Annotated in this window: 17 protein-coding genes; 7 read left to right on the top strand and 10 right to left on the bottom strand. The window is 76.0% G+C overall.

Annotated elements, in window-relative coordinates; genetic code table 11:
- Positions 1-360: 360 nt before the first annotated feature.
- From AB0N81_RS12585 to AB0N81_RS12575, 3 genes are all read right to left on the bottom strand, one after another.
- Positions 361-2007: an AMP-binding protein gene (locus tag AB0N81_RS12585; protein ID WP_365357756.1), complete on the bottom strand. Its 1647-nt coding sequence runs from the start codon at positions 2005-2007 to the stop codon at positions 361-363.
- The gene (locus AB0N81_RS12580) at positions 2007-4313 is read right to left on the bottom strand and encodes a LuxR C-terminal-related transcriptional regulator (protein WP_365357755.1); all 2307 of its coding nucleotides are present in this window, start codon (positions 4311-4313) and stop codon (positions 2007-2009) included. The genes AB0N81_RS12585 and AB0N81_RS12580 overlap by 1 nt, the downstream gene beginning before the upstream one ends.
- Before the next feature lie 162 nt (positions 4314-4475).
- A complete protein-coding gene (locus AB0N81_RS12575; RefSeq protein WP_365357754.1) occupies positions 4476-5051 on the bottom strand; it encodes an acyl carrier protein in 576 nt (191 codons plus the stop codon).
- Positions 5052-5276: 225 nt separating this feature from the next.
- On the opposite strand from AB0N81_RS12575, the gene AB0N81_RS12570 reads away from it, so the two are divergent.
- Entirely contained in the window at positions 5277-6257 is a 981-nt protein-coding gene (locus tag AB0N81_RS12570; protein ID WP_365357753.1) for an AIR synthase-related protein, read from the top strand.
- Positions 6258-6980: 723 nt separating this feature from the next.
- Here AB0N81_RS12570 and AB0N81_RS12565 read toward each other — a convergent pair.
- Positions 6981-7142: a hypothetical protein gene (locus tag AB0N81_RS12565; RefSeq protein WP_365357752.1), complete on the bottom strand. Its 162-nt coding sequence runs from the start codon at positions 7140-7142 to the stop codon at positions 6981-6983.
- 187 nt (positions 7143-7329) lie between these two features.
- Here AB0N81_RS12565 and AB0N81_RS12560 point away from each other — a divergent pair, with 187 nt between their 5' ends.
- Positions 7330-8337, top strand: a complete 1008-nt coding sequence (locus AB0N81_RS12560) for a helix-turn-helix transcriptional regulator (protein ID WP_365357751.1) — start codon at positions 7330-7332, stop codon at positions 8335-8337.
- 266 nt (positions 8338-8603) lie between these two features.
- Entirely contained in the window at positions 8604-9593 is a 990-nt protein-coding gene (locus tag AB0N81_RS12555; protein WP_365357750.1) for an AfsA-related hotdog domain-containing protein, read from the top strand.
- A gap of 39 nt (positions 9594-9632) precedes the next feature.
- Here the strand turns inward: AB0N81_RS12555 and AB0N81_RS12550 are convergent, their stop codons facing one another.
- Entirely contained in the window at positions 9633-10295 is a 663-nt protein-coding gene (locus tag AB0N81_RS12550) for a hypothetical protein (RefSeq protein WP_365357749.1), read from the bottom strand.
- Positions 10277-10501 carry a hypothetical protein gene (locus tag AB0N81_RS12545; RefSeq protein ID WP_365357748.1) on the bottom strand — a complete coding sequence of 75 codons (225 nt, stop codon included), beginning with the start codon at positions 10499-10501 and terminating at the stop codon, positions 10277-10279. Before AB0N81_RS12545 ends, AB0N81_RS12550 begins: the two co-directional genes overlap by 19 nt.
- Before the next feature lie 543 nt (positions 10502-11044).
- Between AB0N81_RS12545 and AB0N81_RS12540 the strand changes: the two genes are divergently transcribed.
- Positions 11045-14542, top strand: a complete 3498-nt coding sequence (locus AB0N81_RS12540) for a BTAD domain-containing putative transcriptional regulator (protein ID WP_365357747.1) — start codon at positions 11045-11047, stop codon at positions 14540-14542.
- Between the two features lie 177 nt (positions 14543-14719).
- Positions 14720-15634: a LysR family transcriptional regulator gene (locus AB0N81_RS12535; RefSeq protein WP_365357746.1), complete on the top strand. Its 915-nt coding sequence runs from the start codon at positions 14720-14722 to the stop codon at positions 15632-15634.
- Positions 15635-15745: 111 nt separating this feature from the next.
- Here the strand turns inward: AB0N81_RS12535 and AB0N81_RS12530 are convergent, their stop codons facing one another.
- From AB0N81_RS12530 to AB0N81_RS12515, 4 genes are all read right to left on the bottom strand, one after another.
- Positions 15746-16516: an oxidoreductase gene (locus AB0N81_RS12530; RefSeq protein WP_365357745.1), complete on the bottom strand. Its 771-nt coding sequence runs from the start codon at positions 16514-16516 to the stop codon at positions 15746-15748.
- Positions 16517-16694: 178 nt separating this feature from the next.
- A complete protein-coding gene (locus AB0N81_RS12525; protein WP_365357744.1) occupies positions 16695-20180 on the bottom strand; it encodes an AAA family ATPase in 3486 nt (1161 codons plus the stop codon).
- Between the two features lie 199 nt (positions 20181-20379).
- Positions 20380-21039 (bottom strand): HAMP domain-containing sensor histidine kinase, encoded by a 660-nt coding sequence (locus AB0N81_RS12520; RefSeq protein WP_365357743.1) that lies wholly within the window; start codon positions 21037-21039, stop codon positions 20380-20382.
- On the bottom strand, positions 21036-21218 hold the full coding sequence (locus AB0N81_RS12515) for a hypothetical protein (protein ID WP_365357742.1): 183 nt from the start codon (positions 21216-21218) through the stop codon (positions 21036-21038). Before AB0N81_RS12515 ends, AB0N81_RS12520 begins: the two co-directional genes overlap by 4 nt.
- Positions 21219-21595: 377 nt before the next feature.
- On the opposite strand from AB0N81_RS12515, the gene AB0N81_RS12510 reads away from it, so the two are divergent.
- Positions 21596-22381: a response regulator transcription factor gene (locus tag AB0N81_RS12510; RefSeq protein ID WP_365357741.1), complete on the top strand. Its 786-nt coding sequence runs from the start codon at positions 21596-21598 to the stop codon at positions 22379-22381.
- A 427-nt stretch (positions 22382-22808) separates the two neighbouring features.
- Complete coding sequence (locus tag AB0N81_RS12505; RefSeq protein ID WP_365357740.1) at positions 22809-23705, top strand: SDR family oxidoreductase; 897 nt, start codon at positions 22809-22811, stop codon at positions 23703-23705.
- Positions 23706-23754: the final 49 nt, after the last annotated feature.

The following is a 23754-nucleotide window of genomic DNA, read 5'->3' as shown; positions in this document are numbered from 1 at the left end:
CCTGACTGCGGGGTCCGCCGATGCCCGCGATGCCCGCGTGGCAAGATCGCCGTCGCCGTGCGCCCCGCCCTGGCCGGACCACCGCGCCGGGCAACGCCGTTCCCCTGAGGCCGACTCGGCAAGCGGCAGGGCCCCTCCCCCTCCCCCTCCCACTCCTCCTCCCCCGGCGGTCGGCCGCTCAGTGTCCGGCCGTGATCATCTGTGCCGCCCGCTCGCCGACCACCATGGAGGGGCCATCGTGTTGGCGACCGTCACGTGCGGCAGCACCGAGGCGTCGGCGACGAGCCACCCTGATCACCTCGAACAGCCGCGCGGCACCGGCCTTCTTCCCCTGCGGGTGCCGGGGCGGGAGGAGGCAGGTCAGGCGGAGCGGGTCGGGCGGCGGGCGAGTGCGAACTGCAGGCGCCGGCGGTGCAGTTCGCCGTTCGCGGCGCGCGGCAGGCCGCCCATGAGCTCCAGGTGGGCGGGCAGGTGCGCGGGCGCGACGCCCTGGCCCAGCAGGTGCTCGCGCAGTTCGCGCAGGGTGGGCGGCTCGCCGTCGGGGACCACGGCGGCACAGGCCAGTTCGCCGTGGTGGGGATCGGTGCAGGCCACCACGGCGGCCTCGGCGACGCGGGGGTGGGCCAGCAGGCGCTCCTCTATCTCGGTGACCGGCAGCAGGAAGAGGCCGCCGACCTCCTCGGTGCGCAGCCGCGCCCGGCCCGTCTCGTCCAGGTCCGCCCGCGGGGCACCACCGGCCCCGCCGGCCGGTGCCCAGGCCGGGCGCAGGCCGCCGCCGTCCGGGCGCCACACCGCCGACGGCGAGGACGGCCCGTACGCCGCCCGGCCCGGCCCGCCCGGAGCGCGGCCGGCCTCCTGCTGCCAGGCGGGCCGGGGCGCGGCGCGCAGCGGCACCCGCAGGCTGTGCCGGACCTGCCGGGCCAGGGCGGCGGGGATCTCCGCGGGGCCGCTGGTGACGGCGTGGCGCAGCTCGTCCAGTGCGCGGGGCCTGCGCTCCTGGGCGGCGGCGAGTTCGGCCCACTGGGCGGGGGTGGCGCACACCTGGCCCACGCCGACCTCGGCCATCAGGTCCAGGGCGGCCTCGGGGTCCCACAGGTCCTGCAGGACGACGGTGGCGCCGCGGGTGAGCGGGCCGATCACCGCGTGCAGCAGGGAGGGCAGCGCGGCCAGCGGCAGCGCGGTGAAACTGGCGCTCTCGCCCGCCCCGTGGGGGGCGGGCAGGGCGGCGTGCAGGGAGTTGGGGGTGTGCAGGGTCATGTGGTGGGCGGCGTGCAGGCCCAGCGAGGTGACGGCCAGGCAGATCCGGTCGGCGGGGCCGGGGGGCAGGGGCAGGCGGGCGGGGCGGTGGCGTTCGTGCGGGGTGCGCAGGAAGTGCCGGGTGAAGTCCAGGGCGCCGTCCCCGGCCGCCTCGCCCAGCACGGCCCGGTGGCGCAGCCAGGGCAGGGCGGGCGCGAGGCCGGCGAGGATGCGGGCGGGGGCCACGCCCTCCCACTGGTCGGGCACGACGCACAGCCGCGCCTGGGCCGCGCCGAGGACGGCCGCCAGGTCGCGGGCGCCGTAGCCGGGCATGACGGGCACGGCCACGGCGCCGGTGCGCAGGCAGGCGAGGAGCAGCGCGCAGGCCTCCCAGCGGTTGGGCAGCTGGAAGGCGACCGGGTCGCCGGCGCGCACCCCCAGCGCGTCCAGGGCGTGGGCGAAGCGGTCGGTGCAGGCGGCGAGCTGGGCGTAGGAGATGCGCCGCACGCGGCCGGCGGCGGGGCGCTGCGCGTGGTGGGAGACGATCGCGGTGCGGTGCGGGTGCCGGGCCGCGCCGCGGTACACGTCGTGCAGCACGGTCTCGGCGCGCCACCAGCCCTGCTGCGTGAACAGGCGGGCGGTGCCTGCGGGCGGGCGCAGGGCGGCGAGCCGGGGGGCGAGCGGCATCTCCTCGTACGAGGGCGGGGGCAGCGGCGACGACGTGCGCGGCGGCGTAGGTGTGCGGGGGGACTTGCGGGGCGGTGTCACCATCACTGTCTCCTGCCGACGGCCCAGGCGACCTGGACCCTTGAGGTGCACTCCAGCTTGCGCATCACGTGGCGGACGTGGTTGACCACCGTCCACTCGGCGATGTCCAGCCGGTGGGCGATCTGGCGGTTGGTCAGGCCGTCGGCCACCAGCAGCGCCACCTGTAGCTGACGGGGGGTCAGGGCGTGTGCCTCGCCGTGGTCCTCGGTGCGGCCGGGCTCGGTCACGGCCAGCGCCTCGGCCGCCATCGCCTCCGGGCGCAGCCGCAGGCCCTCCGCCCAGGCGGTGGCGAAGACCGTCCCGCCCAGCCGGCGGCGCAGTTCGGCGACGGCGGCCTCCAGCCGGTCGCGGGCCGGGCCGTCGGCTCTGGCGCCGGTGCGGGCGCGCAGCGCCTGGGCCGCGGCGAGCAGCCGGGTGGCGCGCTGGGGCCGGCCGGCGCTCTTGAGCAGGAGCAGGGCGAAGGTGTCCAGGACGGCGGGCAGTTCGGTGCGCTCCTCGATCGACTCGTACAGGCCGATGCTCTCGCGCAGTGCGGCGCGGGCGCCGCTCTCGTCGCCCGCGTGCAGGGCGAGGTGGGCGCCGACGCACAGGGTGCGGGCCAGGTCGCGGATGGCGCCGTTCTGCCGCTGGATGCGCTCGGCCCGCTCCAGCAGGGCGCGCGCCTGGTCGGCCTCGCCGCCGGCGAGCAGCACTTCGGCCAGGGCGGTGGCGGCCTCGGCGGATCCGGCGGTGTCTCCCTGCACGTTGAGGGTGGTGCGGGCGGCGGACAGCAGGGACTGGCCCATGGCCCGGTCGCCGCAGCGGAAGAGTGCCTGGCCCCGGCGGGCGGAGGCCAGCGCGCCGGCTCCCGGGTCGCGCAGCCGCTTGTACAGGTCGACGGCGCGGCGGTGGCGGTGTGCGGCGCCGTCGTGGTCGCCCAGGGCGGCGGCCAGGACGCCCGCCCCGGTGCACAGGCGGGCGCGGGCCCGCAGCCGCTCCTCGCTCTCCTCGCCGTCGGCTGTCTGCAGGGCCCGCCCGGTGGAGTCGAACCAGCGCAGTCCTTCGGTGAGTTCACCGCGGATGAGCCAGGGGTAGAGGCAGGCGGCGACCAGGGCGGCCCGCTCCAGCAGCGCGGGCCCGCCGGGCTGCTCGGGCTGCTCGGGCTGCTCGTGCTGGTCCTTGAGGTGGTGCAGGGCGGCCAGGACGTTGTCGTGCTCGGCGGCCGCGGCCCGCAGCCAGCGCTGCTGTTCGGAGCCCTGGAAGCGGCCCTCGATGGTGTGCAGCAGCTTCTGGTAGTAGCGGGCATGGGCCTGGCGGGCCGCGGCGGCCTGCTGGGGGCCGGCCCGCTCCAGGAGGGCCAGGCCGTAGGCGCGGAGGGTGCGCGACATGGTCAGCCGGCTGTCGGTGCGCGGGTTCTCCTCCAGGGTGAGCAGGTTGCGGTCGAGCAGGGCCTCCAGGGCGACGGCGGTCTCCCCCGCGCCCAGGGGGGAGACCTTCTCGGCGGTGGCCAGGGTCAGGCCGCCCTGGAACAGGGCGAGCCGGCCGAGCAGGAGGCGCTGCCCGTGGTCCAGGCCGCGGCAGCTCCAGTCGGCGATCGCCAGGGTGGAGCGCTGGCGCGGCGGTACGTCGACGGGTCCGGGCAGGTGGCTGTCGCCGCCGCGCCGCAGCCAGGCGCGCAGTTCGTGCGGCGGGTACAGGCGCAGGCGGCGGGCGGCCAGTTCCAGGACGAGCGGGACGCCTTCGAGGAGGTTGCAGATGTCGACGACGGCCTCGACGTTCTCCGCGGTGAGCGCGAAGGCGGGGTTGGCCTCGTGGGCGCTGTGGGTGAACAGGCGCACGGCCGGGTTGTCCTGGACGTCGGCGACGTCCGGGTCGAGCAGTGCTCCCGGTGTCGGCAGCGGTGCCACGGGCACGATCCGCTCGCCGTACAGGCGCAGGACCTCCTGGCCGGTGGCCAGGACGGTGAGCGGGGGCGTCTCGGCGAGGTGGCCCGCCAGGGCGGGGGCGAGGTCGCCCGCGAGGTGTTCGACGCCGTCGGCCAGGAGCAGGGTGCGCCCGCTCGCCTCCCGCGCGATCCGGTCGATGTGCTTGAGGGCCTGCTCCAGGTCAGCGCAGGCGGGCAGGTCCAGGGGGTGGATGCCGCCCGGGAACAGCGCGGCCGTCGAGCGGGCGGCCTCGGCGGCCAGCCGGCTCTTGCCCACGCCGCCGGTCCCGGTCAGGGTGATCAGGCGGGCCGCCGGGTCCTGGAGTCTGCCCTGGACACCGATCAGGTCGAGTTCGCGGCCCACCAGTTCGGCGGCCGGATGGAGCGCCCGCGGATCCGTCGACATGTTCCCCCTCATGACTGACCGACCGGCACCGCGCCGGGCGCTCTGGCTCGGACCCCCGCCGCGGTGTGCGCCCGGAAGCTACGGACTGTGACTTAAGCGGCCCTGAAGCCGCCGCCCGCCTGCCCCCGTCCCCGGGGGTCGCCCCCCCTGCAAGCCGGCGGATCAGTGGGCCCGTTGGGCGCCGGGGTGGGCGGCCGGGGGCGGCGCGGCTCCCGACGGCTGCGCGGCCTGCTCGGGCCGCGCGGGCTGCGCGAGTTGCTCGGGCCGCGCGGGCTGTGTGGGCTGCTCAGACCGCGCAGCCTGCGCGAGCTGCTCGGACCGCGCGGGCTGATTGGACTGCTGAAGCTGTGCGGGCGGTGCGGGCGGTGTGGGCTGCTCGGACCGCGCCGGCTGATTGGGCTGCTGAAGCTGCGCGGGCTGTGTGGGCAGTGCGGGTTGCGCGGGCGGTGACGGTGCGTGGAGGCCCGCGCCGGCCGCGGCGCACCGCACGAGGTGCGCGACGATGTCGCTGACCGTGGGGTGGTCCCAGACCAGGGTCGGGGCGACGATCAGGTTCTTCTCCTCCTCCAGGTCACCGCAGAGGCTGAGCGCCCACACCGAGTCCATGCCGTACTCGGCCAGCGGCGTGTCAGGGTCGATGCTGCTCTGCGGACGGGCCAGGTAGACCGCCAGCCGCCCCGTCAGCCAGCCACGCAACTCTGAGGCACACGCCGCCTGTCCGGAGGTACGAGTCATCATGTCCAGGGCTCCTCGGACAGGCTGCGGGGGTGGGCGGTCAGACTCGGCGGACGGACTAAAGCGCCACTTGTGGTCACCGGCCGGCACCAGGCACCCCTCCCCTAGGGGCACCCTCGGGGCACCCCCGGGGGATCGCCCGGGGGTGCCCCTGTCCTGCACACCGGCACCCCACCACCCGTGCCCGGCAGGTGCCGTGCCGGTGCCATCGCCCGTAGGACAGGTGGGGTGACCGCACAGGTGGCTCTGCCGGACGACTGCGAGGGCGCGGCGGGTGGCCTGCGCTCCTTCCTGCGTGCCGCGCTGGGCGACGTATGCGCTCCGTGCCCGCCGCTGGAGGGCGGGACGGTGACGCTGGTGTCCCGGGTCTGCGTCGTGGACCCGCCCTTCTACGGTGACGGCGACATCGGCCACGCCGCGGTGTGCGCCACCGTCAACGAACTGGCGGCCTCCGGTGCGAAACCGGTGGGCCTGTCGCTGTCGGCGGTCGTCGAGGCGGGCCTCGCGCTGCGCCAGGTGCGGCGGGTGGCCGACTCCGTGCGCGATGCGGTGCGCGCGGCCGGCGTGGTCGTCATGGACGCCGACGCGCGGGTGGTGCGGGCGGGCGAGGCCGACCAGATCTACCTGCACACCACCGGACTGGGCCTGCTCCGCCCGCCCGCGGCGCCGCCGCGGCCCGCGGCGGGCGACCGTCTCGTGCTCAGCGCCCCGCTGGGCGCCTTCGGGGCCCATGTCCTGTCGGTGCGGGCCGGGTTGGGCTACGAGAGTGTGGTCCCGGGCGGCTGCGTCCCGCTCACCGGGCTGTACGCGCGGGCGCGCGACGCGGTGCCGCAGGGGGCGCTGCGGGCCGTGCGCGCGGTGGGGCGCGGCGGGCTCGCGGCCGTACTGCGGGCGTACGCCGAGGAGACGGGCCGGGGGCTGCGGGTGGACGAGGCGGCGTTGCCGGTCCAGTACGAGACACGTATCGCCCTGGAGGTGCTCGGCGTAGATCCGGTGCACGCGGCGACCGCGAGCTGCGCGCTGTTCGTGGTCGCGGCCGACGCCGTGGACGCGCTGCTGGCGGCGGTGCGCGCCGATCCGCGCGGGCGCGGGGCCGCCGTCGTCGGCGACGTGGGCGCCCCGGGCGGCGGCCCGGTCGTCCTGGTCCCCGCCGACGGCCCGCCGATACGCCTGGAAGCAGACCCCCAGCCACCCGTCCGACCGGCCTGACCCTGCCTGCCCCTGTCCGACCCAGCCCAGCCTGCCCCCCCCGGCACGGCTTGGCCCGCCCCGGCCGTGCCGGGGGCCTGACCAGGACCCGACCCGGCCGACCGCGTGTTCCGGCCACCCGCGGGCGGGCCGGCTGTCGCCGGTGCGCCGGGGCGGGGTGGCCGGTTCGAGGGGGTGCGGGGCTGGGGCGCGGGCGGTGGACACAGGCCGGGGTGCGGGCGGGGTGGGCGTGCGGGCGGCGGACACAGGGCGGGGTGCGTGCGGGGCTGGGGTGCGGGCGGTGGACACAGGCCGGGGTGCGTGCGGGGCGGGCGGCGGTGCGGGGCGGGGTTGTGGCGGGGCGGGATCACGGGCGGCGGTGCGGCGCGGTCGTACGGGAATTGAGCACGCCGCCACGCCCCGTCGCGGCGCGAGTCCATGGAGAATGCCACGTTCCGGTAAATGCCGCCGCCCCGGTAAGGGGGCAAGGGGAATACATGACCGTTCCCACAAGTCCCGCCGCTTCCCCCACATTCGCACGGGACACTTCGCAACGGGCCCTGCATCACGCACTGGAGAACCAGTGGATTATGGCCGGATTCCTTCTGGCGCGGCCCGGGGAAAAGGAAATGCCCGCCGCCCCGGAGCCCGGGGCGGCCGGAACGGCGGCGGCACGAAAAGGGGCAGGCCACCGCGGGTCGCGGTGGCCTGCCTCCCTGCACGTGCGCGTCACATCGTCCCGGGTCAGCCCCAGCCGTCGTCCTCGGGCCCGACCGTCTGCGACGTCTCCCGCGACGCCGCCACTGTGACGCCGCCACCCGGCACGGTGTCGGCCCGAGCGGCCCCCACCGCCGGCACCCCCAATACGCCGATGGCAACGATCGCCCCAACAACCTCTCTCCGCATGCCGGAAATCCTCATGGCTATCCCCCAAGTCGGTGTTGAGTTGTTCGGCGCACAGTCTGCACACTGCGCCACATCCCCGCTATGACTCGGCCAGTGGCGTAAAGTTGCATGGCAACTAATTCTCTTTCCATCGGGGGCTGTTGCAGCGATGTCTGAAAGTTCCCCTTCTGACCCCTGTTTTGATGAATTGGATGAGCGGGCCATCGCGGCTTACCGTGCCGCCGTCCAGGCAGGCAAGTACGCCCCGCAGGCCATCGCGGCGACGCTGGGGATGACGGAGGAGGAGGCGGCACGGATCGGGCGGACGCTGCTGGACCTGCGGCTGCTGCACCCGGTGCCCGGCGACCGGGAGACGCTGGCCCCGGCGAGCCCCGACGCCGCGGCGGCCGACCTGGTCGGACCCGCCGAACAGCAGATCAGGGATTTGCAGCAGTCGGTCTCCAGCACCCGCAACAGCCTGCTCTCGCTGCTGCCCGTCTACTTCGAGAGCCGCCGCAGCCGCAACCGCATGGAGGCCTTCGACGTCATCACCAACATCAGCGTCCTGGAACTCATGATCGAGGACTTCGGGGCGCGCTGCCAGACGCAGGCCCTGACCGTCCAGCCCGGCGGCCCCCGCCCCCCGCACCTGCTCGACGGCGCCCGCCGGCGCACCCTGGAGCGTCTTGCGCGCGGCGTCCGCATCGAGCACCTGTACCAGCACACCGTCCGCAACGACCCGGCCTCGACGGCCTACATCCGTGAGGTGAGCGCGGCCGGCGCCGAGGTGCGCACCACGGACCAGCTGATCGACCGGATGATCATCTACGACCGGGAGATCGTGTTCCTGCCCGAGCAGGGCGAGCTGGACCGCCGCCCGGGCGCCATCGTCGTACGCGAACCCACCCTGGTGGCCTTCCTGTGCAAGCTGTACGACCAGCAGTGGGCCAGGGGAACGGTCTTCGAGCCGGACGCGGAGGACACCACCGCCATCACCGACGACGTGAAGCGGTCCATCATCAAGCTGATGGCCCAGGGCTACAAGGACGAGATGGTCGCCCGCCGCCTGGGCATGTCGGTGCGCACCTGCCGCCGCCACATCGCCGCGATCATGGAGGACCTGGACGCCACCAGCCGCTTCCAGGCGGGGGTGAACGTCGCCCTGTCCGGAACACTGGACGACGCCGCCGGCCTCTCGCGCCCCGGCGAGCCCTAGGCGAGCCCTAGGCGAGCCCTAGGACCTGTGCGCCGAGGGGCCCCGGGCGCGCCCCCGGAACTCCCCGGCGGTCCAGGTGACTTGATGCCGTACAGCTTGCTGCCACCTGATCTTCCTGGCCCTGCCCGGCCCCCGGCACGACGCTGACGCCAGACGCCAGACGCCGGACACCGACGGCGGTGCGGGCCGCGCGAGCGGGTGCCGCGGCAGGCGGCGGGGACAGCGGGGGCTGCGGGGTCAGTGCGGCGCCAAAGGGGGGTGAGCGCATGAGCGGTGACGGGCCGTCATCGGCCGGCACACCGGCCGCGGGCGGCGGCACGCTGCGCCTGGTCCACCGGGCCCGCACATGGGATCAGCCGGGACCGTCGTCCGAGGTCGCGGACGGCGGCGAGGCGGAGTTCGTCCTGAGCGGCGAACTGCCGCACGGCCACCCCGTGTTCGGCGACGGGCCGCGCCGCTTCCACGACCTTCAGGCAGGCGCCGAGATGGTCCGTGAGATCGGCGAGTTCCTCGGCCAGAGCCTGTTCCGGATACCGGCCGACCGCACCGGCATCTTCTACCGCTTCACCCTCGCGGCCCCCGACATCTGCGCCTGGCGCGCCGAGGCGGGCCGCGCCGCGCTGCTGACCACGTTCCTGCGGGTACGCCCGGACAAGGTCATCGACGGAGTGCCCCGCGCCCTGGAGTTCCGCACCGACCTGCAGATCGACGACGTGCCCTGCGGGACGGGCACGGCGAACGTCGTCTTCCTGCCGCCCGTGGTGTACCGCAACCACCTGGCGCACGGCCGCACTTCAGCGCAGGCCGGGCCACCGGAGCCAGTGGCGCCCCTCTCCCCGGTGGACCCCTGGGAGGTGGGGCGCACCCGCCCGGGCAACGTCCTGGTGCACGGACCGTCCCGGCCGGCCCACGGGCGACTGTCCGTCGGGGTGTCCGTCCCCGCGGGCTGGCCCCTGCCGGCAACCACCGCGCACGGCCATGTGCCCGCCGCCGTCCAGCTGGAGGCGCTGCGCCAGACGGCGCTGCTCTGCGCGGGCCGCACCCACCGGCTCGCCCCCGACCGCTGCACACTCTCCTCGCTCGAGGTCCACTTCCGCGGCTACGTGGAACCCGGCACACACCTGCGCTGCGCGGCGGTGGCCGGCCCGTGTGCGCGCGACACGACGGGACACCGTCAGGCGCCGGTCACCCTGACCCTGGCCCAGGCCGGCCGCACCGTCCTGGAAGCGGTCACCACGGTGGTCGAGGACTTTTGACAACACCGGCTCCCCCCGCCCGGATCGTGGTGACAAGTTTCAGGTGCGCTTGCAGGGGTGGCCGGTGCGGGCGCGCAGGAGGTGGCCGATCTCGCGGGCGTACGCGGCGAACAGCGCGTCGCTGAAGGGCGCACCGGCGGCGGCCGGCCCGGTGTCACGGGCCGGGCCGGTCTCGGCGACGAGCGGGTCCAGGTCCACCGCGGTGAGCCCCGGGTGAGCGGACGCGAGGCGCAGCAGTACGGCGTTGAAGTCCCGCCAGAGTGCGGAGAGCTGGGTGCGCCGGCGTTCGTCGAGGAGCTGGTGGGTGTGGGTGCGCAGCAGGGGCAGTGTGTTCAGGACGAGGGTTCCCGGGCCGTGCTCGGTGTGCGCCGCGGCCACCGCCCGCAGCCGTCCGGTCAGCCGGGCGCAGGCCAGCTCGGCGTCGGCGACGTCCCAGGGCGCGGCCAGCTCGTCGAAGACGGCTCCGGCGTCCAGGACGCACAGCGTCATGTCCGCCCGCGCGTGGGCCAGTTCGCTTCCCGGGTCGGTCAGGTCGCGCAGGTAGGCGCCCTGCTCGCCGGTGACCAGGCGCAGCGGCATGCCGTGCCGGGCCAGTTCGGCGGTGAGCGGGGCGGCCAGCCGGGCGGTCGGGGCGTGGCCGGTGAGCGCGATCCTGACCAACGGCACGGCGGGGTGGTGGCCCACTACTTCGCCCGCGTCCACGCCCGCGAGGATGCGACCGCAGGCCAGCAGTTCGTCGAGGACCACGGCCCGCTCGCGCTCGCGGTCACGGTCACGGTCGCGGCCTCGGTCACGGGCTCGGTCGCGGCCTCGGTCACGGGCTCGGTCGCGGCCTCGGCCTCGGCCTCGGCCTCGGCCTCGGTCCCGGTCACGGTCCCGGTCACGGTCCCGGTCACGGTCACGGTCACGGTCACAGGCTCGGTCCCGGTCGCGGTCCCGGTCTGCGGGGCCGGTGACCTCCGCCAGCAGCGGCGCGACCTCATGCCAGTCGGCGGCCAGCCGGCCCTCCTCCCGCAGGTCGCGCAGCCGTTGCAGGGGCGAGGTCCGGCGCGGCGGTGTATTCATGGGCCGGTGTCTCCTTCGGTGGGCTCTCCGGAACCGGGCACGGCGGGCGAGGCGGGGCGATGCGAGGCGACGAAGGGGTTGCCGCGGCGGCACTGGTCGGCATCGGCTTCCCGTGGCGCGGTCAGGACGGCGGCGGGCACGAGGCACCTCTGTGGTGACCCGCGCACCCTGCCCAGCACGGCTAAAGCGCGCCTTGCGGTGGTTCCGCCCGCCGCCTGCGCCGCCTGGGGTCGGGGACAGGGGGATTCATCCGGGTGGGCAGGGGCGTCGGCGTCCGGTGCCGGGGGGCCGGGCCCACCTACAGTGGGCCCTCGCCGTACGCCCGGGCCCCCGGGGCGCGCCATGCCGGGCCGGGCGGTGTGCGGCGGCCGAGGGGGCGGGGGCGGATGCGATTCAGGGTGCTGGGGCCACTGGAGGTGCGCTCCGCGCGGGACGACCGGCGGGTGACGCCCCGCGCCGCCAAGGTCCGCAGCGTGCTGGCGACCCTCCTCGTACGGTCTAACGAAGTGGTGTCGGTGGACAGCCTCGTCGACGAACTGTGGGGCCAAGAGCCGCCGCGTACCGCGATGACGACGCTGCAGGTCTACATCTCGCAGCTGCGCAAGCTCCTGCGGGACGTGGCACCGGAGTTCGGCCGGGACGCGCTGCTGACCCGCGCGCCCGGCTATCTGCTGCGGGTGGGACCCGGCCAGCTGGACCTCGTCGCCTTCGAGGAACTGCACCGGCGCGGCCAGGAGGCGATGGAGGAGGGCCAGTACGCGGCGGCCGCCGGCCTGCAGCGCCGCGCCCTTGACCTGTGGCGCGGCCCGCTGCTGTCGGACACCACGCACGGCAGCCTGCTCGGCACCACGGCGGTGCGCCTGGACGAGGTGCGGATCGCGGCGCTGGAACAGCGGATGCGGGCGGAGCTCACACTGGGCCACCACAGGGAGCTGCTCGGCGAACTGCAGGCGCTGTGCGCAGAGTTGCCGTTGCACGAGGAGTTCCACGCCCACCTCATGGTGGCGCTGTACCGCGCGGGGCGCCAGGCGGACGCGCTGCACGCGTACAGCAGGCTGCGCCGCACCCTGGTCGAGGAGCTGGCCATCGAGCCGGGCCCGCGGGTGCGGCGGTTGCAGCGCCGTGTCCTGGCCGGTGACCGCGCCCTGTTGCGGCCCGGCGCGCCGCGGCGGCAGGCCGAGTCCGCCGAACGACCGCGGCCCGAGCCGCCCCCGCCGCCCGCCCTGTCCCTCGCATCCGCGGGGGGCGGGCTGCTGCCTGATGCCGATCCGCTGTTCACCGGGCGGGAGCGGGAACTCGAGCGGCTCACGGCGTGGCTGTGCCGGCCGCAGGCGGATTGCGTGCAGATCACCGGCCCGGCCGGCGTGGGCAAGACCGCGCTCGCTGTGGCCGCCGCCCACCGGGTGCGTGCGGCGTTTCCCGGCGGGTGCGTGCTGGTGCGGCTGCGCGGCGGCGAGGGCCGGCCGCTGGATGCCACGCAGGTCCTGGTCCAGGTCCTGCGCGCCTGCGGCGCCCCCGGCCCGGCCGCCCGCTCGGGAGCAGAACTACGCGAGTTGCTGCGCCAGTTGACGACTCACCGGCGCCGCATCCTGCTGATCCTGGACGACGTCGCCGATGCCGCCCAGCTGCGGCCGCTGCAGACGCCGGGCGGCGCGTGCACGGTCCTGGCCACCTGCCGCCCCGCCCTGCCCGGACTGGGCGGCCACACACTCCCGCTGGACCCGCTCACCCCGCGGGACGCCCGACGCCTGCTGCATTCCACATCCGGCCACCCCCACGACGCTCCCCCCGACCACCGGCACGCCCCCTCCACGGACTGGCCCCACCCGGACACCGACCGGACCGGCGAGACCGGCGAGACCGGCGACTGGAGCCGACCCGGCACCGGCCGGGACGAGTCGGGCTGGGCCCGCCCCTCCCCCGGCCGGGCGGGGCCGGCCGGCCACGAGGGCCGACCAACCGCCGCCCCAGCCGACCTGCCCGCCCACCGAGGCGAACCCGCCCCCGAGCGGGCCACACCAGCCGATGGCCGGGGAACCCCCTCCCCGGGCCGGACCCGACCAGACACCCGCCGGGCCGAAGAGACCGACAGCCGGCCCCGGCCCCGCACCAGCCGGAACGAACCGACCTGGGACCAATCGGCCCCCGGCCAGGCGCAGACGGCCGACCACAAGGGCCGACCAACCACCGCCCCAGCCGACCTGCCCGCCCACCGAGGCGAACCCGCCCCCGAGCGGGCCGCACCAGCCGATGGCCGGGGAACCCCCTCCCCGGGCCGGACCCGACCAGACACCCGCCGGGCCGAAGAGACCGACAGCCGGCCCCGGCACCGCACCAGCCGGAACGAACCGAGCTGGGACCAATCGGCCCCCGGCCGGGCACAGACGGCCGACCACAGGGACCGACCAACGGCCGACCCAGCCGACCCAGCCGATCCGACCGGCCACCTGGACGATCCCGGCACCGGCCGGACAGGGCGGGCCGACCACGGGGACCAGTCCGACCCCGCCCGCGAGGAACTGGACGACGGCGGGGCCCAGTTCACTCCCGGCCGGTCCGAGCAGGCCGCCCGCTGGGGCGAACCCGCCCCCGCCCAGGGCGACCCGGCCGACGGCCGGGGCGAGTTGGCCGAGGCGTGTGGTCGGTTTCCCGGGGCGTTGCGCGCTCTCGGCGCGCATCTCGCCGTTCAGCCCCACCACTCCCCCGCCGGCCTCGCCGCCTCGCTGCGTGAGGAGCGCACCCGTCTGGGGGCGCTGCGCGTGGTCGATGAGGAGTGTTACCGGCAGCTGTGCCGGGCGTACGACGCGGCGCCCGAGGCGGACCGGCGGGCGGCTCGTCTGCTGAGTCTGCTGCCCGCCGGGTCTCTGTCCCCGCGGGCCGCCGCCACCGTGCTCGGCATCCCGCCCCAGGACGCCGGGCGCGCCCTGAACTCCCTGGTGGCGGCGGGCCTGTTGGGCCTGCACCAGGACCGCCGGGGCGGCCAGAGCCACCGCTTCCCCGTCCTGACGCGGCTCCTGGCCACCGAGCGGCGTACCGCCGAGGGGCCGGCCGGTTCCGTGCAGGCGGCTGTCGCCCGCCTGTGCGCGGCCGCCCGTCAGGATCTGGGCGCGCCGCACGCCCGCGCGGACGGCCTGCCCCCGCTGGACTGGTTCGCCCGCCGGCAGGACACCCTGGTCGCCCTGGTCGGCCAGGCGCACGCGGCGGGCCTGTGGGACCAGGCCGTCCGGCTGGCCGATGCCATGAGCGTCTTCCTGGAGGTGTCGGCCGCCTGGGAGGCCTGGCAGCACACCCATGCCCTGGCCCTGGACGCCGCCGGGCAGTCGGGCGACCGGGCGGCGACGGTGCGGCTGCTGCGCTCGCTGGGCGACCTGGCCTGGCAGCGCCACCGCCCGGCCGCCGCCCGCGACCTCTACCAGCGCGCCCTGGACGCCACCCGCGCGGGCGGCGACGACGCTGCCGCGGGTGAGCGCGGGCGGATCCTCGCCGGTCTGGCGGACCTCCACCTGGAGGCGGGGGCCGGCGACACCGCCGCCCGCCTGGTGCTGCCCACCCTGACCAAGACCCCCGAGGACACCCGCGGCTGCTACGAGGCCCGCCGCGTCCTGGCCCTGCACGCACTGGAGAGCCGGGGCGAGGACGCGGCCCGCCCGCACTTCCAGCAGTGTCTGACTCTCGCGGGCGTCCTTGGCGACCGCCGTCTGGAGGCGTACGCGCGGCGCTGGCTGGACCAGCTGCGCGCGGGCCACGCGGCGCGCCCCGCGTGGGCCGAGGTCCGCCCGGGCGTCTGGTGCGCACGCACCGCGCCCCGCCCACAGGCCCCAGGGGCCGGTCGGCCCTCCACGACAGGCGACAGACGGCCGCGGGAATGCCGAGCAGCAGGCTGACGCCGGGCCCGGGGAAATATTCGGGGTGCGGGAGCTCTTAGGGCTCTTAGCGCTGCCCTCAGGGCTCTCAGGGCTCTCAGGGCTCTTGAGGGATTGGGGCTCTTGTCAGGGCGGCAGCGGTGACAGCGAGGACGACGAGGTGGGCGGCGGCCCGCCGCAGGGAGGGGACGGGCACCGATGAGCCTTCGTCAGTACGAGTACGCCCTGGCCGTGGCCGAGGAGGGCTCGGTGACGGCGGCCGCGGAGGTGCTGCGCGTGGCCCAGCCCTCGGTGTCCCAGCAGATCCGCGGCCTGGAGCGGGAACTGGGCGTGGAACTGTTCGCCCGCACCCCGAGCGGCCTGGTGCCCACCGAGGTCGGCCGTGCGTTCCTGCGGGAGGCGGAGGTCGCGGTGAGCGCCTCACGACGGGCGCGGGCAACGGCACGGGCCGGCGCGGGCGAGCCGGCGGGTGAGCTGGTCGTCGCGGCCCAGCTGGGTTTTGGTGCCCGGCAGTTTCCGGGCGCGCTGGGTGCGCTGCGCGGCCGCTTCCCGCGGCTGGAGGTCACCGTCCTGGAGGAGCCGAGCTCCGCCGAGCTGGAACGGCTGTGCCGCCGGGGCGTGCTGGACCTGGCCCTGATGGCGGCGTGCGAGCAGAGCCCCGCCGACGCCCACCGCTTGGGCGAGGAGGAGTTCGTGGTGGTCCTTGCCGCCGGGCACCGGCTGCTGGCCGGGGACCGGGTGGAGCTGGGGGAACTGGCGGGGCAGCCGTGGGTGCGGTTCGACCGCGACAGCGCGCTGGACGGCGTGCTGCTGAACGCGCTGCGGGACACCGATCCCGCCCCGGCCACGGCCGCCCGCGTGTCCCAGACGGCGACGGCGGTGCGCTGGGCCGCCCACGGGCTGGGGGCCACGCTGGTCCCGGCCTCCGCGGTGCCCCGTGCCCACCAGCACCTCGCGCGCCCGGTGTCGCCGGCCGTGCCCCAGCCCGTCATCGCCGTTCTGCGGCGTGCCGCGGGCCCGGCGGAGACGGCCCTGCTCGAACTCCTGCGCAAGGAGACCTGGTCCAAGCCCGAGCCCGAGCCCGCGCCCGCGCTCCTCTCCCCCACGCCCTGACGACGGACGCGAACACACAGACGGGCACCACCGCATTCCATACGCGCGAATTCGACGGTGTGCCGAATTCTGCGTTGTTCCGTTCTGGAATGTTCTGGAAGTGCGCCGGGGTCAGCCGCGGGGGAATTCCCCGCCGTCCACGACGATATTGCTTCCGGTCAGCCAGCCGGCCCGGCCGGAGACGAGGAACAGCACCGCGTGGGCGATGTCGTCGGGCAGGCCCTCGCGTCCCAGTGGCACGGTGGTGCTGTCCTGGCCCGGTCCGGGGCCCAGGCGTGCCCACTGCTCCCGTGTCGCCTGCCCGCCGGGGGTGGCGGTTCTACCGGGAGACACCGTGTTGACGCGGACCCCGAAGGGGGCCAGCTCCGCGGCCAGTCCCCGGCTGTAGTTCTCCAGTGCCGCCTTCGCCGCCGTGTAGTGCAAGAACGGTGGCGGTGTGAGGGGTACCGCGGCGGAGGAGACGTGCACGATCGCCCCCGAACGCCGTTCCCGCATCGCCGGTGCCAGCAGCGCGTCCAGCCGTACCGACGCCAGGTAGTTCAGGTCCAGCGCATCCTGCCACTGCTCGTCGGGGATGGCCGCGGCACTTTGGTGGGGCTGCGCCCCGCCGGCGTTGTGGACCAGGATGTCCACCCCGCCGAGCCTCTCCTGCGCGGCCGCGGCGAGTGCCTGCGCGCCAGCTCGGGTCCGCACGTCGGCCTCCACGAAGGCGGCCCCGTCGGGCACCGTGCCCGGCGCCGACCTGGCGCTAGTGAGCACCTGGGCGCCCGCATCCAGGAGGTGGCGCACGAGGGCCGCTCCGATTCCGCGGGAACCGCCGGTGACCAGGGCCCGCTTTCCCGCGAGTTCGCGTGTTTGTGTTCCGTTCTCGGTCGTGGTCATGCCACCGGCCCTTTCGTTTTCGTTCGCGTGAATTCCCGCCCGTCGGGGAGTGGTTGGGGCGAGGTGTTTCACGGTACGCAGGGAAAAGATCGGGAGGCAAAGACGAAATACCAGCACGGGCTATAGGGATTTCCTATACCGGCGTATGCGTTCTTGGCGCGGCCGGCACATGGGGGGGCTATGCCAGGTCCAGGGGGAGTTCGTCGCGGCGGCTGATGCCCAGCTTGCGGTAGATCTTGGTCAGGTGCTGCTCGATGGTGCTGGGGGTGACGTACAGCTTCGCCGCGATCTCCCGGTTGGTGTAGCCGAACGCGGCGAGGGCCGCCACCCGTTGCTCGGGTTCGGTCAGGCGTGCGGCCGCCTCGGCGGCCGTCGGTGCCAGGCTCCGGTTGCGGGGCCCTTCGGAGCCGATGCGGTCGGTGCGGCCCGGCAGAATGTGTTCGCACAGGGCCTGCGCGCCGCAGTCCGCCGCCAGTTGCCAGGCCCGGCGCGCGATGATCCCGGCCCGGTTCCCCTCCCCGGTCAGCTGCAGGGCGCCGGCCAGGTCGGCCAGGGTGCGGGCGTGCTCCAGCCGGTCGCCGCAGCGCCTCAGTTCCTCCAGGGCGCGCGTCAGCAGCCGGGGCCGCTCGGCGGCCGGGGCCAGGGCGGCGCGCAGGCGCAGCGCGGTGCCGTACGCCCGCGGGGTGCGGCCGGCGGGCAGGGCGCACTGCCGGGTGATGAGCGCGTCGGCCCGTTCGTGCTCGCCCAGGTGCAGGAGGGCGAGGGCGGCGTCGGTGCGCCAGGGGAGGTGGCGCGGGTCGTCCAGGGACCAGCGCCGGGCCAGCCGGCCTGCGTCGAGGAACTCCGTGAGGGCGGCGGTGTGGCGGTGGGTGGCCAGGTAGTAGTGGCCGCGGGCACGCAGGTGCTCCAGGGCGTGCGCGCTGGTGAACAGGCCGTCGGGGGGCGGTAGTTCCAGGCGCCGGGCCGCCTCGTCGTACTGGCCCCGGGCCGTGTACGCGGTGATCTCGACGGCGACGAGGGCGTGCAGGAGGAGTCCGCCGCGTTCTTCCACGGCGGCGGTGGCCGCGGCCGCGGCGTGCTGGGCGCCGGGCACGTCGCCCAGGCGCAGCAGGGCCTGGGCGTGCAGCAGCCCCAGCGCGGCGAACCAGCCCGGGGCGCGGCCGCGATCCGCCTCGGCCTGCAGCTTCTGACACCACACGACGGCCCGGTCGCCGTGGTCGGCGTGCACGAGGGCACGGATCTCCCGCAGAACGAGGTCGAACGTGCCGTGGATCAGAGGCGTGTCCTTGAGAACCTGCTCGACGACCGCGACGTCCTCGCCGGCGGGCGCGGGAGGCCACAGGGCGGCGGTGGCGGCACGCAGTCCGGGGTGTATCGGTGCGGGGCCGCCCGGGGCCGCGGGGCCGGGGGCCTCGGGGCTGAGGGGTGCGGCACCGGAGGGCGTGGGCGGCCACAACGCGGCCGTGGCGGCACGCAGTCCGGGGTGCACCGGTCCGGGGCCGCCCGGGGCCGCGGGGCCGGGAGGTTCGGGGCTGAGGGGCGCGGCACCGGAGGGCGCGGGCGGCCGCAGAGCGGCGGTGGCGGCACGCGGGCCGGTGCGCGCCGGGCCGGGGCCGCCCGGGGCCTCGGAGCCGGGAGGTTCAGGGCTGAGGGATGCGGCGCCGGAGGGTGCGGGCGGCCGCAGAGCGGCGGTGGCGGCGCGCAGTCCAGGGCGCACCGGTCCGGGCCCGCCCGGGGCCTCGGGGGTGGGGGCCTCGGGGCTGAGGGATGCGGCACCGGAGGGCGTGGGCGGCCGCAGAGCGGCGGTGGCGGCACGCAGTCCGGGGTGTATCGGGCCGGGGCCGCCCGGGGTCGCGGGGCCGGGGGGCGCGACGCCGAGGGGTGGTGTGGTGCGGGAGGGGGCGGGCAGGCCGTGCAGCGGGGCGTCGCCGCTCTCGCCCGCCGCCCGCCTGCGCTCGGCGTGGACGAGGGCTCTCCCGGCCTCTTCGATACGTCCCTGGGTGAGCAGCGTACGGGCCAGCAGCGCGGCATCGCCGTAACCCAACTCGCCCCTGTCCAGGGCCCGGAGGGGCTCGGCGAGCTGGTTCTCGGCTCCGGCGGGGTCGGTGCGGCGCAGGAGGCCGGCGAGCCGCAGGCCCAGGGGCCGGCCCTCGGCGTGGGTCGCGCCCAGCTGCTGGGCCAGGCGCAGGCAGTCGACGGCCGCGGCGCTGTCGTCCTCCAGGAGTGCCTGCCGGGCGGCTTCCAGGAGTACGGGCAGGGCCCACTGCCCCGCCCCCGCACCGGCGCGGTCCCCCGGGAGGGAGAGGCTGTGGGCATGCAGCAGGCGGCGGGCTGTGGCGCCCGCTCCGGCTCCGCCCGCGTGCAGCACCCGCGCGGCCCGTACGCGCAGGGCGAGCAGTTCCTCGGGAGCCACCGTCTCCTGCACGTGGGCGGCGACGGCCGGGTGTCGTAGCCGCCACCCGTCGGTGAGGCCCACGGCGTCCAGGACGTCGCCGGCTTGGGCGGCCGTGGCCGCGGTGATGCCTGCCGTCTCGGCGACCCGCTCGGCGCTCGCGTCCGGTTCCAGCACCGCGAGGGCTTCGGCGAGCCGGCGTGCCGGGGTGCCGCTGCGCCGCAGGCAGGAGTCGACCGCGTGCAGGAACGGCCCACCGGGGGCTGGCCGTTCCTCGCCCCCGGGCCCCAACTCCTCTGCGGCCCGCGGCTCTTCGGCGGTCTGCGCCACCGCAGGGTGCTCCAGGAGCAGGGTTTTGCACAGCAGCGGGTTGCCGCCGGTGAGGGCGTACAGGCGGGCCGGGGCCGGTGCGCCGCCGTGGTCGTGGTGGTGGCGGTCGGCCAGGGCGGTGGCGGCGCGAGGGCTCAGGCGGTCCACACGGATACGGTCGAAGGCCTCATGGCACGGGAACGCGGCGTCCGGCGCGTTCCCGTGGGGCGTACGGGCGCCGAGCACCTGCCCCAGCGCGAGCAGCACCGGCATACGGTGCAGGCTCCGCCCCAGATCCGCCAGCTGCTCCAGGGAGGGCCCGTCACAGTTCTGCAGATCATCCACGCACACCAGAACGGGCCGGTGCCGGGCCAGGGCGCGCACGGCGTCGCCGAAGTCCTCCGGGTCCCATTGCGGCCTCGCGCGGTGCGGGGTGGCGGCGCCGGCAGGCAGGGCGCGCGAGGGCCTGCGCGGCACGCCGTACGCGGACTGCCCCGGGGCGGCGGCCCCTTCGGACGGCTGGGCCGGGGCCCTGTGGCCGACGGGGGGACCGGGGGCATGCTCGTCCGCCGGGCCGTCCAGGGGACCGCCCCGCAGGGCGTAGGCGTACGGGAGTTGGCGCAGCACGCCGTCCCCGGGCGGCTGCCCCAGACCGACAGGCCCTTCGGGCGGGGCCGGGACCCCGTAGTCGTCGGCGGCACGGGTGGGTGCCGGGGCGGCCGGTAGGGCGTGCAGGAGTTGGCGCAGTACGGTGTGCGCGGGCTGCCGGGGGCCGGCGGGGGCCCGGGCGTGCAGGATCAGCGCTCCGTGGGCGGCGGCGTGGTCGGCCAGGCGGCGCAGCAGGGCCGTCGTGCCGCAGCCTGCCGCGCCCTCGACGAGCACGATCGTCGTCTCGCCGGTCGTGCTGCGGTGCCAGGCACGCCGCAACCGTCCCCACTGCGCCTCGCGTTCGAGCAATGGCATCTGCTCTCCCCCCGGAGTGTGGTGCCAGTTTCCGGGGTGCGGGGGTTCATGGGCCGTTGTCGTGCCGGTCACAAGCTGCGCGGCAGGAATTTCCCGCGGCCGGGCGGTGCGCGGTCAATGGCGGTGCGCGGTCAATGGCGGTGCGCGGTCAGTGGCGGTGCGCGGTCAGTGGCGGTGCGCGGTCAGTGGCGGTGCGCGGTCAGTCGGGGGCCATCGGCAGGACGGCGGTGGCGCTGAGGCCGCCGGAGGCCGCCCGGTCCAGGCTGAGCCGGCCGCCGGAGGCGGTGAGCAGGGACGCGGCGATGGACAGGCCCAGGCCGGTGCCCTTGCGGCCCGCGGTCTGCGCGCCGCGCCAGAAGGGGCTGCCCGCGTGGGCGAGTTCCTCGCCGGTCATGCCGGGGCCCTCGTCGGTGACGGCGACGTGGACGCGGTGTCCGCTGACGTGCACGGTGCAGGTGACGGTGGTGCCGGGCGGGCCGGCCTGCAGCGCGTTGTCGAGCAGGACGTCCAGGGTGTGTTCCAGGGCGCCGTGCACTTGCAGGGCGGTGGCGGCGGTGCCGCCCAGGTCGAGGCCGACGCCCTGGTCGTCGGCGACCACGCTCCAGGCCTCCAGGCGTGCGGCGGCGACGTCGAGGACTTCGACGGGCTCGGGGTCGGGCGCGTCGTGCCGGGCGGCGCCCCAGGCCAGGATCTGGCTCAGCAGGGCGGCCAGGCGCTCCACCTCCCGCAGCACGGCGGGCAGTTCGGCGATCTCGGGCCGCTGGTCCTGCAGCATCTGCAGGCGCAGCCGGATCGTTGCCAGCGGGCCGCGCAACTGGTGGGCGGCGGCCGCCGCGAGGTCGTACGCGGCGGCGGTCACCGGCCCGCCCTCCGGGGCGCGGCGCGCCCCGCGGTCGGGGCGGCCGGGGGCGGGGCGGGCGGCCCGAACCGTGTGCGGGGCGCGCGGGCCCGGGCGCCTGCGGCGGCCGTGCGGCCCGCCTCGTCGCCCCCGCCCGCTGCGTCGCCGTACTCGACGACCCGTACCTTCATCGCGCTCACGCCCCTCAAGAGGAATCCGTACGTGGTACCGGAAGGCTTGCGCGGTCGCGCTCGGGCGCGCTGAGCGGCCACGTCCCGCCGGCCGGGGGAACCGGGGCGGTGACGCCCGGGTCAGGTGCTGCTGCCAGCATCGGCGGCGCCAGGACAGCGCAGCCGCACGGCTGTGTCAGGTGCGCTTCACCGCTGCGGCAACTCTGCGCAGCGCCGCGCAGCGCCGGGCGGCTCCGGGCACCCCGTGCCGCTGTCCGCGGCCGGTGTTCTCCGCCCGGGCTTGGGGTTCTGCTGTCGGTGCGCTGACCGGGAGCTGGCACGGCGTTCCCTACGGTGGCCGACGTCCCGTCCACAGCCGTGAAGTCCGTTTGCCGGGGAGGCGATCCGTGAGCCAGGCGTCAGCTGATCTGCTCGCCGCCCGCGGCGCCGGCCCGGGCCGTGCGGGCCGTGAGCCGCTCGGGCCCCGGGCCGGCGCCGCGGGCCCGGCCCGTACGGCCTGGCGCGTCCTGCTCGTGGATGCCCGCGCCGAGGACGCCGGAGCGCTGGCCCAGGCCCTGCACCGGCACGGGCACCACGTCGAGCAGGTGGCCGGCGGCCGCGCCGCGCTGGAAAGGTGCGAGGCGGGCTGTGAGGCGGGCGAGGTGGACGTGGTGCTGCTCGACCTCGATCTGCCGGACGTCGACGGCCTGGAGGTGTGCCGCCGGCTGCAGGCGGGCGGCGGCGGCCCGGCGGTCCTCGCGCTCACCGCCCGCGGCGGTGAACTGGACGTCGTACTCGGCCTGCAGGCCGGCGCCGACGACTACCTGGTCAAACCGTGCGGGCTGCGGGAGCTGCTGGCCCGGATGGAGGCCGTGATGCGCCGCGTGCGGCCGCCCCGCCCGGTGAGCCGGACCCTGTCCATCGGGGCACTGCGCATCGACGCGGCGCTGCGGGAGGTGCGCCTGGGCGGGCGCAGCATCGCCGTGACCCGCAAGGAGTTCGACCTGCTGCATCTGCTGGCCACGCGGCCGGAGGCGGTCATCACCCGCGAACAGCTCATGCGGGAGGTGTGGGCGGGCTCCTGGTCGCGCCGCACCGTCGACACCCATGTCAGCAGCCTGCGCACCAAGCTGGGCTCGCGCGAGTGGATCGTCACGGTGCACGGCGTGGGCTTCCGCATCGGGCAGGGCTGAGCCGCCCGCCGCCCCGCGGCCCGCGGCCCGCGGCCCGCCACTCAAGGACGGAAGACGCGAGGCGGACGACGCGAGGCGGACGCGGGGCGGGAGGCGCAGGGTGCGCGTTCACCGGTCCTTGCGGGACTTCATGTACCAGGCGGCGGCGATGCCGATGACGACGAGGACGATGAGGATCTTCATGGTCCTCGGCTTTCCCCGATCGTGAGGGACATGCCTGGGGACATGCCCGCGTGCACGTTTTGCCGCTTTGGGGGCAGGGCACCCGGGGCCGCGACCGCAGCGGGCACGTCCGGGGTGGCCGGGGCCTTTCGGCCAGGCGCTCCGGTGGTGAGGTGCCCGTCACTTGCGGAAGGTAGGAGCAGGCGCCGCGGCGGGCCGGACAGACCCGCCGCCCGGCCGCACGCCACAGAAAGGGCAGCAGCAGATGAAGGACTCCCCCGGCAAGCAGGGCCCGCAGGACCCCACCACGAAGGGGCCGCGGCCGGAGTTCCCCCAGCAGGAGCAGGAAGTGCCGGGGTGGACCGGCGCCATGGACCCGCCGCCCGACCACGGCGAGGACTCCTACCGCGGCTCCGGGCTGCTGCGCGACCGGGCCGCGCTGATCACCGGCGGCGACTCGGGCATCGGGCGGGCGGTGGCCATCGCCCTGGCCCGCGAGGGGGCGGACGTCATGTTCACCCACCTGCCCGCCGAGGACGGTGAGGCACAGGAGACCGCCCGCTGGGTGCAGGACGCCGGACGCCGGGCGATCCCGGTGGCGTGCGACATCCGCGAGGAGGAGCAGTGCCGCGCGCTCGTGGAGCGGGCGGTGTCGGAGTTCGGGCGGATCGATGTGCTGATCAACAACGCCGCGTACCAGATGTCCCGGCCCAAGGGCATCGGGGACATCCCTACCGAGCAGTTCGACCGGGTCGTGCGCACCAACCTGTACGGCATGTTCTGGCTGTGCAAGATGGCGGTGCCGCACATGCCGCGCGGCGCCTCGATCATCAACACCACGTCGGTGCAGGCCTACAAGCCCAGCCCGCACCTGCTGGACTACGCCATGACCAAGGGTGCCATCGTGACGTTCACCCAGGGGCTCGCGCAGATGCTGGTCGAGGACGGGATCCGCGTCAACGCGGTGGCGCCCGGCCCGGTGTGGACGCCGCTGATCCCCGCGACGCTGCCGGACACCGCCGAGTTCGGCAAGCAGGCGCCGCTGGGCCGGCCCGCGCAGCCCGCCGAGATGGCCCCGGCCTACGTCTTCCTCGCCTCGGAGCACGCCGGTTTCATCACGGCCGAGATCATGAACGCCACCGGCGGCACTCCCCTGCCCTGAACCGCCCGCGGGGATGCTGCGGTTGTCTTCCGTGCCGACCCTGAGGAAG

The organism is Streptomyces sp. NPDC093510 (genome assembly GCF_040683555.1).
Lineage (GTDB): Bacteria > Actinomycetota > Actinomycetes > Streptomycetales > Streptomycetaceae > Streptomyces.
This window is presented reverse-complemented; position numbering and strand designations above follow the sequence as displayed.